This is a genomic window from Spirochaetia bacterium, from assembly GCA_022482625.1.
Taxonomy (GTDB): domain Bacteria; phylum Spirochaetota; class Spirochaetia; order Sphaerochaetales; family Sphaerochaetaceae; genus Pleomorphochaeta.
In genome coordinates this window covers 1172514-1187894 of sequence record JAKVOU010000001.1, presented here as the reverse complement: position 1 = coordinate 1187894, position 15381 = coordinate 1172514, and the positions used below count along the sequence as shown (strand labels likewise).

Annotated in this window: 11 protein-coding genes; 8 read left to right on the top strand and 3 right to left on the bottom strand. The window is 37.6% G+C overall.

All coding sequences use genetic code 11. The features are described 5' to 3' along the window. Nucleotide 1: 1 nt before the first annotated feature. Together LKE40_05380 and hprK are read right to left on the bottom strand one after the other, a co-directional pair. Nucleotides 2–265, bottom strand: a complete 264-nt coding sequence (locus LKE40_05380; protein ID MCH3916884.1) for an HPr family phosphocarrier protein — start codon at nt 263–265, stop codon at nt 2–4. Nucleotide 266: 1 nt separating this feature from the next. Beyond that, entirely contained in the window at nt 267–1250 is a 984-nt protein-coding gene (gene hprK / locus LKE40_05375; GenBank protein ID MCH3916883.1) for an HPr(Ser) kinase/phosphatase, read from the bottom strand. Between the two features lie 107 nt (nt 1251–1357). Here hprK and LKE40_05370 point away from each other — a divergent pair, with 107 nt between their 5' ends. The 8 genes from LKE40_05370 (at nt 1358) to LKE40_05335 (ending at nt 13967) form a co-directional block, all read left to right on the top strand. Further along, entirely contained in the window at nt 1358–1513 is a 156-nt protein-coding gene (locus tag LKE40_05370; protein ID MCH3916882.1) for a hypothetical protein, read from the top strand. A 153-nt stretch (nt 1514–1666) separates the two neighbouring features. Then, the gene (locus LKE40_05365; GenBank protein ID MCH3916881.1) at nt 1667–2032 is read left to right on the top strand and encodes an HPF/RaiA family ribosome-associated protein; all 366 of its coding nucleotides are present in this window, start codon (nt 1667–1669) and stop codon (nt 2030–2032) included. 220 nt (nt 2033–2252) lie between these two features. Further along, the gene (locus tag LKE40_05360; GenBank protein ID MCH3916880.1) at nt 2253–3071 is read left to right on the top strand and encodes a TetR/AcrR family transcriptional regulator; all 819 of its coding nucleotides are present in this window, start codon (nt 2253–2255) and stop codon (nt 3069–3071) included. 605 nt (nt 3072–3676) lie between these two features. Next, the gene (locus LKE40_05355; protein MCH3916879.1) at nt 3677–4942 is read left to right on the top strand and encodes a hypothetical protein; all 1266 of its coding nucleotides are present in this window, start codon (nt 3677–3679) and stop codon (nt 4940–4942) included. Then, on the top strand, nt 4942–6912 hold the full coding sequence (locus LKE40_05350; protein ID MCH3916878.1) for an AAA family ATPase: 1971 nt from the start codon (nt 4942–4944) through the stop codon (nt 6910–6912). The genes LKE40_05355 and LKE40_05350 overlap by 1 nt, the downstream gene beginning before the upstream one ends. Then, complete coding sequence (locus tag LKE40_05345) at nt 6913–8211, top strand: DUF2357 domain-containing protein (protein MCH3916877.1); 1299 nt, start codon at nt 6913–6915, stop codon at nt 8209–8211. Continuing rightward, on the top strand, nt 8211–10619 hold the full coding sequence (locus tag LKE40_05340) for a hypothetical protein (protein ID MCH3916876.1): 2409 nt from the start codon (nt 8211–8213) through the stop codon (nt 10617–10619). Before LKE40_05345 ends, LKE40_05340 begins: the two co-directional genes overlap by 1 nt. Nucleotides 10620–10625: 6 nt before the next feature. Then, nucleotides 10626–13967 (top strand): AAA domain-containing protein, encoded by a 3342-nt coding sequence (locus LKE40_05335; protein MCH3916875.1) that lies wholly within the window; start codon nt 10626–10628, stop codon nt 13965–13967. On the opposite strand, the gene rpoN is transcribed toward LKE40_05335, so the two are convergent. Next, nucleotides 13948–15381 (bottom strand): RNA polymerase factor sigma-54, encoded by a 1434-nt coding sequence (rpoN, locus tag LKE40_05330; protein ID MCH3916874.1) that lies wholly within the window; start codon nt 15379–15381, stop codon nt 13948–13950. The genes LKE40_05335 and rpoN overlap by 20 nt on opposite strands.

Genomic DNA, 15381 nt, shown 5'->3' with positions numbered 1-15381 from the left:
CTTATTCCTCAAAACGGTTCTTGAAGAGCTTTTCCAAGGCGTCAGCCATTGCAGCCTCATCTTTTCCATCACAGGTAATCTTGATCTTGCTTTTATAACCTGCACCAAGTGTAATTACTCCCATGATTGATTTTCCGTTGATCTTCATGTCTTCTTTTTCCATATAAAGGTTGCTTGCAAATTTGTTTGCAACCTTTACAATCATGGCAGCCGGTCTGGCGTGGATGCCTGCCCTGTTGCAGACTTCCAGATTGCGTGTAACCATGTCAGATGCTCTCCTCGTTTATGTAGTACATTTTTTTTGCAGTTTCACTTTCAAACCATTTAAGCACACTCTGGTCAAATTCTTTTGCGCTGTGATAACCAAGTTTCTTCAGACGTTCATTTCTGGCAGCCGTTTCGATGATAATCGGGATATTTCGGCCTGGTTTGACAGGTATAATTAATTTGGGTATGGAAATGCCTAGGAAAGTTTCACTCATGGTGTCTTCCCCGACCCTATCATAGTCTTTTGTTGCGTCCCATTCTTCAAGATGGACGACGAGCTGTACTTGTTTTTTATCTCGTATTGCTCCTACTCCGAAGATATTAGCCAAGTTTATGATTCCGATTCCTCGGATTTCCATGTGATGGGCAAGCATTGGATTTTCACCGCTTCCGATGAGGAATGTATTGCTGATATTGCGTAGCTTGACTGTATCATCGCTGATGATACGATGTCCTCTTTCGATCAGTTCAAGAGCAGTTTCGCTTTTGCCGACTCCACTGTCTCCAAGAATAAGTACACCAATGCCATAGACTTCAACAAATACCCCATGGATCGTTTCTGTAGGGGCAAATATCTCATCCAGCATCTGGTATAGGTTCCTGGAAAAATCTGAGGAATAAAGCGGTGTACGCAGGATAGGGATGCCTGCATCTTCTGCCATCTTGATGAATTTGTCGCTCGGTGTGTAGCCATGGCAGAATATGCAGCAGGGAATTTCATAGGAAAACATTTTTTCAATGCTTTTGTAGTCGCCTTTTTTTTCAAGCATATCAAGGTATCGTTGTTCGCCATGTCCAAAGACTTGGACAGCACTTTCTGCAAATGCTTCGAAGAAACCGGCAAGCGGCAGGCCGGGACGGCTTATCTTGCTTGAAGTAAGTTTTCTGGACAAGCCACTTCTGCCTGCTATGCAGGAAAGTTCCAGTTTGTTTTTTTCTTTCAGGTCAATGTCAAGTAATTCTAAGATTGAACAAGTTGTCATATATACCCTCCAGTTTCCAAGCAGTATGGACCTCAGTATAGCAAAAAAAAACTTGCCTGTGAAGTTTAAACTTAACATTTGTTTTCTTCCACATGGAAAACAGGCTTATGAAAGTTTATTTGACAGAAATCGCAAGAGGCCGTATCTTTTATATAGAAGCAGTTGTGGCAGGTAAAATACCTGCAGTTGTTTCTATCGGGCGCAGCGGCTGGCCTCCAGTCAGTAAGTTGCTCTTGGTACAGATTGGCCGTTTGGCCTTTTGAATATTGACCTGCATGGCAGAAAAGGGAGCGTGAGTGAAGAAGTAATGTCTTGATGGCGCCGATGTGAAATTCTTTTTATCGGCAGAGGACGGGATCCGTTGGATCCTTGGTAAAAAACTTATGCAATGGAGGAAAGCCTGCTTGCCATATCCAATGGCAACATCAATGGCAATTGAGCGTATGAACATTACAGTAAGAGGCGTGAGATACAATCCGAGTGAAGAAACACAGAAATTTCTGGACAAGAAACTTACCAAGTTGGATTTTGCAAAGGATTACCTTCATGACTTGGAATTTGTCATGACTCGTGAAAAAATCGGACAAGGTTATCATATCGATGCCAAAATGCATTTCTCCTGGGGAACGGTGAAAATTATCGGAGTAGATTGCTATGAGCTCTACGAGGGTATTGAAAACATCGTCGATAAGTTGGTTATTACCGTCAAGCGTGAAAAGGGTCGGGTCAAGGGCAAGAAGGGTGAACGCCTGCCTATGGAGGAACTTGCAACCCAGGCCTAGCTACATCTGCTTAATCGGGAATCATTGAAATATTGCAGGAGGGGGCTCGGCTTTCTCCTGCTTTTTATCAAATAGGGAAATTTTCCATCAAACGGCCTTTTGAGGGTGATAGTTGTATTTACAATTTGTTTGTCGATGTTTAATATAAAGTTTGTAAAGGGATTATCATGTAATTGTGACTGTGAGTTATTTTACTGGGAAACCGGAAAGGAGCTTATGAATGAGTAGGCATGCTATGAGTGAAGAAGATAGAATAGTAAAATCAAATAAAATAAAATCTGTTGCACGTCTCTATATCGCACGGGATGACTACGCCAAGGTCCGTATGATTGACATAGCAAAGGAAGTCGGTATTTCCAACGGCAATCTTTTCCAGTATTTCCCTACGAAAGAATCATTGTTCCTTGCTTTGCTGGATGATGCATATATTGCAAGACTTGATCAATTGGAAAAACTAGTCAAAACTACTGTAATCAAAAGTCATCAGGATTTCTGTATGCTTGTTGAGAAAGATATGTTTCAGTTGCTCCAACCCGATTCCCTTTTGCTCAAGTTGCTGTCGATGAGGCCGATGTTGCTGGAAAGGGAAGGATGCAGCCCCTGGTATGTTCCTTTGCGGGAGGCTGAAGAGCAAAAGGAAGACACCATAATTGATGAAATGCTTGCTTCGGACCTGAATGGTCTGGACAAGCAGGCGGTAAAGGATATATTCAGTTTCCAACGTAACTTGGCTGTCAGTTATCATGCCTTGGTCAAGGTTGAAGAAGCATTGCACAGAAGTCTGTCTGAAGAAGACATGAATGAAAAAAGAATTGAAATCAGACAACAAATTCTCAATCAGTTAAGATATTATCTTGCTGGCTTTTCTCAAGCCATTGCTTCCGGAAAGTCCGGAACCGTTTCCTCATCGGAATCGGAAGAAAATATTGCTGATGTCTTGAAAGAGAAAAAAGGAAAGGGTAAAAAGGACAAGAAGTCAAAGGAAGCAAAGGACAAGGAAGAGAAAAAGAAAGGTAAAAAGGGAAAGAAGAAGAAATAAGATTAACCCGTTGTAACAACTTTCGGAACATTTATGCATTGTAATAAGAAAAAAGTAATTAAAAAAAACATTCTATAATGGAGTGGTAAAATCAGCCAAGTGATAGAAATTTTATCAAATTCTGGCATGCCTTGGAAATGATTTTAATAATTTCTTACCTAATTTAGAAATCAATATGAAGTTGCTTTTTTGAAAAAAGAAATGAGATTGACTTTGCTGTAGAATGTCGAACGGGGATATTGCTATCTTTGTGGGTATTGTTGTAAGGTCTATGAGAGAATAAGTATAAAATTTTTCTTAGAATGAATTGGAATAATATTGTCCATGGAGATACAGATATCTTGATTGGGCAAGTTGCTTTTTATCGTATTTGTGCCTGTGTATTATGAATCCAAAATTTGTCAGCTACCGTAATTTATATGAAATATAAGACATAACATGAAGATAATAGTAGCTGACTATTAATTTACTACAAAATAAAATTTGTCGTTTTTGCTGAAAATAAAACAGCAGTACCTATATAGACCCTAATTTATCGTTATTTATATGTTTTTTTACTTGATTGGCAATTGATAACTGAGCTACAATTACTATATTACATAATTTTGGCTAGGTTGCTGATGAAAAAAACACGAAATGATGCTATGACGTATACTAATCGTATTATCTATATAGTGGCAGCATTTACTATTGCTGTAGGTATCTGTGGCATTCTTAAATTGAATAAAGCTTTCAATTCATATTTTACATGGGAAAATTCATTGGAAGAATTCAGGATTTCTGCCTCTAAAGAAAAAACTTCTTTCGAAAATGAAATGAAGCAATTGGAAACTTCTGAAAATGATAAAATTGCTATGTTAAAGAAACAGATTGCCCAATTGGATGACCAGATTGCAACAAGACAAAAAAATTTGACTGAAAGCCAAGAAAAAGCTGATGAATATGCAGCTTTTCAGAAAAAAATTGATGCACTCAAAAAACAATATGATCAAAAAAATATTGATTATGTTGATCTTCAAAACCAAATAGCTACACTTCTAGAACGAGAAACAAACTTAAAAGGGAAAAATGATGAGATTGCATCGGACATTAAAAGCTTAAATGATAGAAAAAGTGAGTTAGACGATGAGGTTGCCAAACTACTACAGGATCAAAATGCATACAAGGTATCCATTTCAACTTTGATTGAAAATAAAAAAATTTTGACTGATCAAATTTCATCTCTGAGAACAGAATTAAATACTCTAAAAGAACAACAGGATAAGTTTTTGACATCCCTTCCCAGTTTGACAAAGCAGGCAACCCAGTTGCAGGACCAACAGGATGCATTACTATCTGATAACACAAAAGTTCAACAGGATATAGCTGAAATGAAGCAAACGAAAACTTTGTTGGAAACTCAAATTACAAAATTGACAAATCAACAACAAACTCTCTCGAAGCAGATTATAGATTCAACGACTTCACTTTCAGATCTTAATGGACAAATAGGCAGCTTGCAACTTCGTAACCAAAGCTTATTGACTCAGGTTCAAGATAAAAATACAAATCTTACAAGTCTTGCAGAAAAAGCAGGGAAACTAGAAGCTGAAATTGCGCAATATAACAAGAATATTTCTGATTTATCTTCTCAACAAAAAGATTTGCAAGCAGCAAATACTACTTTAGTGAAACAAAATGAGACCTTAGAAGATAAAAATAAAAAAGAAAATGCTACATATGCTGTGCTTAATGAAAAAATACAGGGTTTGCAAGACAAGCTTACTCAACTTTCATCTCAGAAAGGTATCTCACAGGATGTGAGTGAAGAAGCAGGAAATGTAGGACAAAGTGTTTCTCCTGTACAAGAAAGTGAAGGGGAGCATAACTGATGTCAGTATCTTTACTTTTTAACATTGCGATGACCTGTATGTTTATCTTGGTAGCTATTGTTCTTTTTGTCATTGTTGTTTATCACAGCGAGATAAAGAAACTTCCGGATTATGCCAAACGCGACATGCTTAAAGAACAAATTGGAGCAGCTAATCGGACACTCTTGGACCTTGAGGAACAGAAAAAAAACATGGAAGCTGAAATAGTTCAGGCAAACAGCTTAATTGCTCAAGGAGAGTTCCAACGAAAATGGATGACAGATAATGCTGATACCTATGAGGAAATGAAACGACAAATTACTCAGGCTAAACTTGATTTGAGCCAAGTGGCCGATGATACAAAGAATGCGGAGACCAAACTTGATGAAGTCAAGGAACAACTGGAAGAAATTGACAAACGTTTGCTTGAAAAAACCAATGAAAAAAATGCTGTAGAGTTGGAAAGAAATCGTTTAAAAGTTGAATCAAGTGATCTTATGTCAACTATTGTCCGTCAGAGGCAAGATACGAAATTGCTTGCTGATAGACTTGAGGATTTACACAAGGATATTAATGAACTGGAACACAAAAAAGCCGATTTAGAAAATCAATGTAAGCAATTGGAAAGACAGGATCAGAACTTGACCAAGCATATTGCGGAGAGACAGGCTGAATTAGAGACGATGCATACTCAACATGATGATCTGACGAAGAAGGTTACTTCGCTGGAAACTGAATTTGCAGGTTTTGCGGGTAAACAAGAAGCAGAAAGCAAGGTCTGGGAAGATCTGGACCGACCATATATTACTGATGATTACAAGAAAAAAGAAGAAAGAGCGTTTCAACAGGAGGAATTATGGCTGGAAGAATTTATGCAAAGGCTAGGTGACAGCCATATTATTTTTAATGAACGGACAATCAAGGCTTTCCATACGAGCCTTAAGGTTGCCGATAGTTCTCCGTTGACTGTCTTAGCTGGAATATCTGGTACAGGCAAAAGCTTGCTGCCTATGCTATACGCGAAGGCAGCTGGCATGAATTTTATCCAAATTGCTGTTCAGCCGAGATGGGATAGTCCCCAGGATTTGCTTGGCTTCTATAATTATATGCAGAAAAAATTCAAAGCTACTGAATTATCCCGATTGTTATGGCAATTTGATGTTTATAACAATAAAGGATGTTCCTTTAAGGGTAAAGAACAAACTTTACCTATGAATATCGTTTTGCTCGATGAAATGAATCTTGCACGAATTGAATATTATTTTAGTGATTTACTGAGCAAGCTTGAAGTGCGAAGAGCTGTCGATGATGATTTTGGAAAATCAATGGAAGAAAACGAAAAATCATTTAACCGGAGAGCAGCTGAAATAGAAATTGAATGCGGTGCTTTGAAAGATTCTATGAATTCACGGCATTTGTTTATCGGAAGAAATACTCTGTTCATTGGAACGATGAATGAAGATGAAACGACACAGATTCTTTCGGATAAGGTAATTGACCGTTCCAATGTGCTGAGGTTCGGTAAACCTGATAAGCTTACAGGGGATGCTGATATCAGCGGCTTTGAAAAAAAATATCACGAAAATACTTATTTAAGCCTTGCGGCTTGGAAACAATGGCAGTCCAATACTATGGGTGCAATTCCAGAAAGGATAGGAACTGAAATGGAACAAATCAATAATGAACTGAACAAAGTCGGACGTCCTTTTGGCCATAGGGTCTGGCAGGCAATTACTAAGTACATTATTGCTTATCCTGCTGAAAATTCCAGTGCTAAATATCAATATGCCCTTGCAGATCAAATTGAAATGAAAATTCTGCCGAAATTGAATGGGTTGGAAAAAGATGAAGGAAATGTCAGGGATGTTTTGGATAATGTAGCTCGTATTGTGGAAAATGCAACAAAGGATAACGATCTAATACAAGCATTTGAGACTGCCAAAAAAGATACATCAACAGCATTTTTCCAGTGGAAAGGGGTAATTCGGTAAATGTTGCTTTCCGAATATGTCCTTGATGCATCATCTGATTCGGCGACAGATACAATTTTGCTTTGTCAGGAACGTGAACAGCTACATGCGTACCTCAGTGCCCATTCATCTATGCAAATTACAGAAGCTTTGAAAGATGAATTTGATTTTTTTATAAATTTGGTTGATCGGTATAGTCAAGTGCGTGCTTATGCTGAAAGTTTTTGTAACAGTGACACTATCAATAGAAATAAGGCACTTCCTCTTTCGTGGGAAAATGTCTATACCCATCTCTATGATATGGATAATAGTATTCCGCCTCAGCGTCAGATTACTGTCATAGCCCAAAGGTATGTAAGAAATATTGATGTAGTGCTGAATAATCTGCACAAGGTATTGCATAGGAAGCGTAGTAAGATTTTTCTTGGAAAAGCCCAGCAGATTGATGCCCAATGTATCCGTTGGCTTACTAGACAACCAGGTTATACCGTAGGACAAAAAGCCGGAGATAGACAAAAGGTGTTGGCTGTTATTAGGGAAGAAACAGTAGATACTGTAGAAAACCGAGTTGTCAAAGCTTTTCTTCAGCTTTGTAGAAATGAATGTGAACGTTACATTGACTTGGTAACGAAACTTGCACGTAAAAGGCCTTCTTTGCTTAACCATGAGCGTGTCATAGCAGTGAGAAAACTTCTATCAATTTGTCAATATTACCTTTCTATGTCATATTTTGAAACCATCAGTGAACTACGGGGATTACCGCATCCGAACTATATATTGCAGAATAACCCAAACTATCGGTGTATTTGGCAACAATATGTGCTCTTATTGAAAAAAACAAAACTGGTTGAGACTATCTGGGAACATCGTACGGCTTTCCTTTCTGATATTCTGGAACTTGCGATATTCTCATTCTATGGTTATAAGTTAAGGGAGCCTATTTGGCATCGTATGTTTTTTTCGGAGGTATGGCTTTTTCCACAGCCACAGCAGAAGACGCTGATTTATCATTCCAAATATTTTGAAGAGAAGATTGCTTTTACAGGCCGGGGTATCGTGTCTATTGCCAGACAGGGAGCTGAATGGAGTATTAGGTATAACAATAAAGTCATAGATTCTCTAGTGTTTTGTTTTATACCATCTGGAAAATCTTGTATTGAGATAAACAGGAACGGAACTATGGTAATATGTGATGTTTTGACAAAACTGATTCCTCAATGTTGTAATGCGGAGAGAATAGATTTTGGAGATGACTTCTTTGAAAAGATATTTGCTAGGTTGCACACACAATATACTTCTCTTCTACGGGAGATTCAATAATGAAGGTCGTAGACGTATATGATATTTTTAGTTCGGTCCATTTCTATCGCTATAATCTGTCAGAATATGATAACCAAAGCAATCTATTGTTTGACTCTGCCTTACGACATGGTTTTGTTGCTTGCCCGGCTGTCAAAAACAAACAACAATATTTGATTGATCCTGATGCTCCTGTTTTGGAAGAATTCTTCATCCTATCGCCATGGACGTGGACTGTTGATACAGAAGGAGTGGAGACTATTGAAGAGATGGCTACTGCCTTAATAAATCTCAAGGAAGATGAAAACTTTTCCTATGTGAATAAATTATCATCATATCTTCATAAGTATTTTGAAAAACAAAAGTTATTATTACCTGAAATTACCGACAATGCATTGACTGTTTTGCCTGTTCCGGATGCCTTATGTGAAAACGGACAGGAACTTTTACTCTTTGAATTTGGTAATCGCATGCATACCAAGTTGCTTTGGCGTTCAATTGCCATTTTTTTGGGCCTTGAAAAAAAACTGCAAAAGCTAGGGTTGAAAAAGGGAGATTTGATTGCTATAGCTGACTGCTTTCATGGAAGTGTACTCGTTACTTGTTTGGAACTTGAAGATATTGATGGACGGTTGGTGCCTTGTAGAAAAAACTTTAGAAATGCACACGGAAAAATAAATGAAGATGCGTATCCAGGACAGTATACTTTTAATCTTTCCAATTCCTTTAGATTCCAAGATACAAGTTTATCTGCTGCTGAGAAAAAACTAGCAGTAAAGGTATTACAAGGAGGAAAAATAGATCAGCTTGTAACCAAACAAGAAGGAAAATATAAGCTGAAATCATTCGTGATAAATCAGAAAAAAATACCTGATGCAATTCAAGAGAAGGTCAATGATTTGCTTGGTGGTTCATTGCAGGAAAAGGTAAGCTTATGTGTCATATTCGGAAATCAGTGGTCTAGGACTTTTTTCAGAAACAGCAAGAATTTATTGTTTGTAGAGGATGAATCTATTCTTTCCAGAGGCTGTACTAGATTTGTTTCATACCTTGAAAGGAACATGGTACCATATTTTGATGAGTGCGGTGCGCTCAATCTTGTAACACAGCATAATGGAGAACTTATATATACGACTTTGATTAAGGCAAATAACCGTTGTCCCGGAGGTAAGGAAGTATATTATAAGGATGACAAAGATGCCTACATAGATGGCATAAGCATCGGCAAAGGAGAAAAATCTGTTAAGTTTTTTCTTCATATGGGAGATAATGCGGATGTTGACCAACAGTTGAAACAACTGGAACAACATTTCAATATGAAAGAAGATACGCATCAAGACTGGCCATTAAAGCTCTATCCCAAAATGATTCCTGGACAAGGAAGAGCTCAGGTAAATATTATTTGTGGTCTTGTAAATGGGAAAAGACCTTTTTCTCAAGTGTCCCTCGATTGGAAAGAACTTGCATTGGCTTATGATGACAACGAAGGCATAATTACATTGAACAGTCTGAGAAGTCAGATGAAACGGGGCTATCCTCCTGAAGTATCCCTTGTGCGGTCAAAAGGATATATTGATGATTATATTCTTAAAGAATGGGAACTTAACACAGCCTCTTGCAAAAAACGAATCTGGAATTACCAATTCAATAGATCAAGGTGGCCTAATAAAAACAACATAGGTGTCGATCGATTTGTCAGAGAAAACTTGTTCGGAAATGATCCATACTATCGATATCCTCATGGAATAGGGTATTCTGAAAAAGAAAGTCAGGAAATTATTGAGAGATTTTTTACTCAACTTGCTGCATGGTATGATGATTACCCAGAATATAAAGATCAGATTGTTTCCATTATTGCGTGGACTTATCAAGGAACTGATCAGCCGTTTTTTAGAAATATTATCTATGAACTATTGAAGGAAGTTGAATCGGCTGCAGAAAAAAGATGTCCGATTAAAGCTCAGTATCTATCTTTATGTATCAATTTGTTGGAAAAGGAAGAGGACTTGGTTCGCTTTTTTAAGTTGTTAGTGAACAGATTGGAATATCATGATAGTCTCAACAATTGGCTCAGAAGTCTTTATCAATTGCTGATGTATCATAGGAATTTCTTGGGTGCAAAAGAAATTTCGCTTTCTTTGTGTGAAAAATGTATGAATAGTTTGATTGACTGTCTTATTATTTATTTGCAGAACAGAGAACCTATTAATATCAGATATACTTTGCTGAGTATGTTGTTTTTGTTAAAGCGTAGATTTTGGGATCCTGAGTTCTGCAAGAAAGATTCTACCGATGGTTTATATAAAAAGATAGTTTGCATAGATAATGGCTATTTTGCTTATTTTTACAATAATAAAATATTATATAAAACGCTTTTGGATTACTTGGACAACCAAGGAACTATTGAAGGAATTCCACTGGAGGATTGAAAAAGTATGGAGGGAGAAGATTTAACTAATTATCTACAATACTGGAATGAAGATAAAAAAGGCTTTTGCCAATCGGTCAGCTTAGATGAACTAAAAAAGATTATTCTTCAGGTAACACCTGTGGCTTCAATCCTTACTGTGGTCAGATCTCTTGAAGCGGAAAATCTTATTGAAAATGATGTATATGGAAAATATCAACTGACAGAAAAGGGCCTTGAACATTGGCAAAAGCTTAGCCATAGGAAATTAAATGAAGTTGTGATAGATGAAAGACATTGTGTTTCCGATAATGAATGGATAAATTTTAAGAATCTTTTATCTTTTTATATTCAATGTGTTCAATCAGAGGAATTACCAAATCATTTACTTTTCCCGGATAATCGTGATATTAGTTTTTTCCTGCCTGAACGTATGGAAAGAAATTGGCTACGTCCTTTGGATGAAATAGGCGACACAAAGGAACTTACAATTCCATTCAAAAGAAAGGATCGCAATGCAATTCACAGGTTTTATTCTAAATTGGATGAAAATCAAGAAGTATATTTGGGTTATCCATTGCTACTGGATATAAGTAGAAAAGAAAAGCCTCTTATTGTACCGGTAGGGGTTATTCCTGTAAAAGTAAAAAGTCCCGACAAGCCAAATGCAATTACCTTTGAATTGCAGATGAAACATTGTGCTATTAACAATTTCTGGTTAGAGTGTAAGCTGAATAAGAAAAGAAAAAAAGGATTTCTGCATACAATTAGTACGTATGGACATAAAGAAGAGAATAGAGGACTTGTTGATCTTTTTTATGCTGTGCAGGATATATATGCTGAATCTGACATATCTAAGTTACATAGCTTTGATCCTAATCTATTGGATCAAATTTTGCCCGATACCATACTTACGGGAAAATCGAGTCTGTCAAATACCGTTGTCTTTTATGTGATTTCAGAAACCAGGTATACGAAGTCTCTTATAAGGGAACTTAAATATATCAGTAGTCTTCCTGGCAAGGTATTGGATCAGACTGCTCTTGCATATGTCTATCGAAAAACTCCATTGGTTTGTTCTGCACGATCAGAAAAAAATGCCATACCATTCATTGAGAGCAACCAAGAACAGATTGAAGCCGTCGAAGGTGCTCTTAATAATTCTATTTTCAAGATTTGTGGTCCTCCCGGTACAGGCAAATCACAAGTTGCAACAAATTTGATTGCAAATTGCCAATTTTATGGGGAATCTGTGCTTTTTACTAGCAAAAATCATAAAGCAGTCGATGCAATTCGAGACAGAGCTGATTCGCTATTTGCACATAAGATTCCACTGATTCAGTTCTGTTCTGTAGAAACTGATAAATTTCCTTCAAATCCTTGGTATGGTAAGGACACTGAAATCGAAAAAGCAACTTTGTCTTTGCTTAATGATTATGCATATGCCAAGGATTTGCAATTATTAAACAATACATTGCAAGCTTATACAGAAATCAAGGAACGTTTTGCTTTGGAAGATGCAGCGTCAAGGAGGCTATGTCTTGCATTACAGGCTGAAAGTCAATCTTGCCAAAAATTTTTAGATGCACTAAAAGAACCTAATATTGATACTTTGAATCTTTCATATGAGACCAGTGTAATTAAACAACACTCCAAAAATCTTTCATTTTCTAAGCATAATGGTATTTTTTTTCTTATCTGGCATTTATTCCGACAAAAAAAGCATGACAAAGCAGTTGCTTTTTTTAAAGCAGCATATCCACAATTTTATACAGCATGTATTGAAGGGAAAAGCAAAGAAACAATAAGGATAGCTATTGATAACTGCATAGGACTTTATACTCAATATAGAAAAGATATAATTGAGCGTCAATCTGCATGGCAACAAGTTGAAATCCAAAATAAAGATACCGCAACAGAAAAGAATGGACTGAAACAGATTTTGATGCAGTTGAATAAGAGTGCAACAGGCGCATATCTTGAGAAAAGACATGAAGATGGAGAACGTATTACAGAAGAAGAGATGTCAAGTATTTCTTCTTTACAGGCCAAGTTTAGAAACAAGGAGGAATTATATTTATTACAATCTTCAAAACCAACTGATATTGCAATAATGAAGGGTACTTTTTCTAAATTTCAGGAAATTTGCCCCGCGTGGGCAATGAGTCTTTTGTCTTTGAAATATACAGCGCCATGTTTACCTGCAATTTTTGACCAAGTAGTAATTGATGAAGCTGCTCAGTGTGATGTAGTATCTATTATTCCCGCTTTATTCCGCGCCAAACGTGCTTGTTTTATGGGAGATACGAAACAATTGCAGCCTATTCTTAATATGTCACAGGAACAACATGACTATTTATTTTGTCATGAACGATTGCAATCATTGGAAAAATTTCAATATTTACATAATAGTGCTTACCAAGCAATGCCTGGTAAAAGTATTATGTTGAAAGAACATTTTCGCTGTAATGAGGATATTGTAAACTTTGAAAATGATATGTTTTATGCAAATCAACTAAGAGGTAGGACGGCCAACAAAGTTTTTCATTATCCTTCTAATCTTGGTTTTAAGAGAGGAATTGAATGGCTTGATGTTAAGAATAACTATGAAAAAGAATTGCTTAAAGCAGTTAGTTACGTACAATTGCTTGTGTCGAATAAATATGAAGGAATGGTTGGTATTTTAAGTCCTTTAAGACGAGTAGTCGATGAGCTAAAGGAAATGCTTCAGCAGAAAAAACTTGATGGTGATACAATTACTTGTAATACAATAAGTTCTTTTCAAGGTGGCGAATGTGATGTCATTATTTTTGTTCTGGCATATAATGATGAAATTATTTGTACACGTGGCAAGGCATGGTATATTACTGATTCCAGTAATTGGTATTTATACAATGTAGCAATTAGCCGTGCAAAAGCGTTGTTATTGGTGGTAGGCGATAGGGAGAGATGTCGAAATTCCAATATAAAAGTTTTAGAAAAACTTGCTGAATATCCTAAAACAAAGACTATATCAAATATCTCACGCCCTCGTTTTGAATCTATATGGGAAGAACGTTTCTTCAATGTTCTAAAAAACAATGGTATAACTTGCTTGACACAATACGAGGTACCAAGTGTTGGTCGTCGTTTGGATTTAGCTTATATTGACACAATAAAAATTGATATTGAAATCGATGGAGCTAAGTTTCATCAAGATTCTTTTGGAAACCGTAAGATTGATGATTATATGAGAGATGCACAATTAGAAGCCTGTGGATGGCAAATATGTCGTTTCTGGGTTTCTGAACTTATGGAGGATATAGAAGGCTGTGCAAAAGAAGTAGTAAAAAGAATCCAAAAGGACAACTCTAGAGGTTTGCATTCCTGATATATGCAGTGTCGATATTCAATTCTTTCCTATACTTGGCAACTGTCCTGCGTGCAATCTTTATACCTTGTTCTTCTAGCTTATTGGCAATTTTCTGGTCACTGAGTGCCTTCTTGCCCTCATTGGCCTCGAGTATCTGCTTGATTACTTCCTTGATGGCTGTCTTGCTCATTTCGTTGCTGCCGGGGGTATCTCCTGTTGCTACTGCGACGGAAAAAAGTGATTTGACCGGAACTATGCCCCAATCACAGTCAATCCACTTGGAATTTGCCAGCCGGGAGACTGTCGTTTCGTGTACATCCATCTGCTGAGCAACTTCTTTTTGGGTCAGTGGCTTAAGATAAAGCGGTCCTTTGAGAAAGTATTCGCTCTGCCGTTCCAAGAGAATAAGTCCCAGCTTATAGATGTTGCCGTTTCGCATTTTGATTTGAGTAATCAATTCCTTCGCAGCTGCCAGTTGGTCCTTGATATACTTTTTGGTTTCTTTATCTGTGATGTCCCTTCCTAATTCTATGAAGTCACGGCTGATCTCAAGGTCCGGAAGATTGGCTGCACTGGTGGTCATTTCCAGTTTTCCGTCTTTTGCATGAATTGATATGTCCGGGATGATGAAAGAATCAGGGGCACTGTCGTATGCATTTCCTGGATAAGGGGTAAGGCTTTTCAGTAGTTCCAAATAATCATCAAGCTGTGTTTCTGTGATATCCAGTTTCTTGCAGACCTGTACCCTTTTTCCTTCCCTGATTTTTTCAAGGAAAAAATGCACCAGCATATCGAACGTTTCCAATTGTGAACCTTGCAGTCCTTTTTCTTCTGCTTGGATAACAACTGATTGTCTCCAATCGGAAGTTGCACATCCAATCGGTTCGTAACGCTGTACCTTTTTCAATATCCGTTCTATCGTTTGCCTTTGCTGCTCAGTAGGTTCTTCAGATTTCGTAACCGAGACTGGAGAAAGCAAACTGTAAGGATCGGTCCTGTTGAAACCATGTCCATCGAGATTGCTTATGATAAGTTCACCTACATGGTTTTCTTCTTCCGTGAGATGATCAGTATGCAACTGCTCAAGGAGATGCTCCATCAAAGTTTCGCCCGAGGCAAGGGCATTTTCCATAAAGCTTTGCTTGCGATCTGAAGCTTCACGGTCATATGTTGCTGAGGTGGCAAGGTCGCTGCCGTAGGCAGAAGAATCAGAATAGTCGTCTCCTTGCACCTTTGCAGGCAATGTATCGGTAATCCTGTCGAGGGATTTTTCGAAATTGGCAGGGATCTCAAGGGCAGGATTCGATTCAACTGCTTCTTGGATCTTTGCCTGCAGGTCCTGCAGTGGAAGGGCCATGAGTTCCAGGCGCTGCAGCATCAATGGAGACAACGTCAGTGATTGCTTCGTTGCCAGTTCCAATGTCAATGCCAT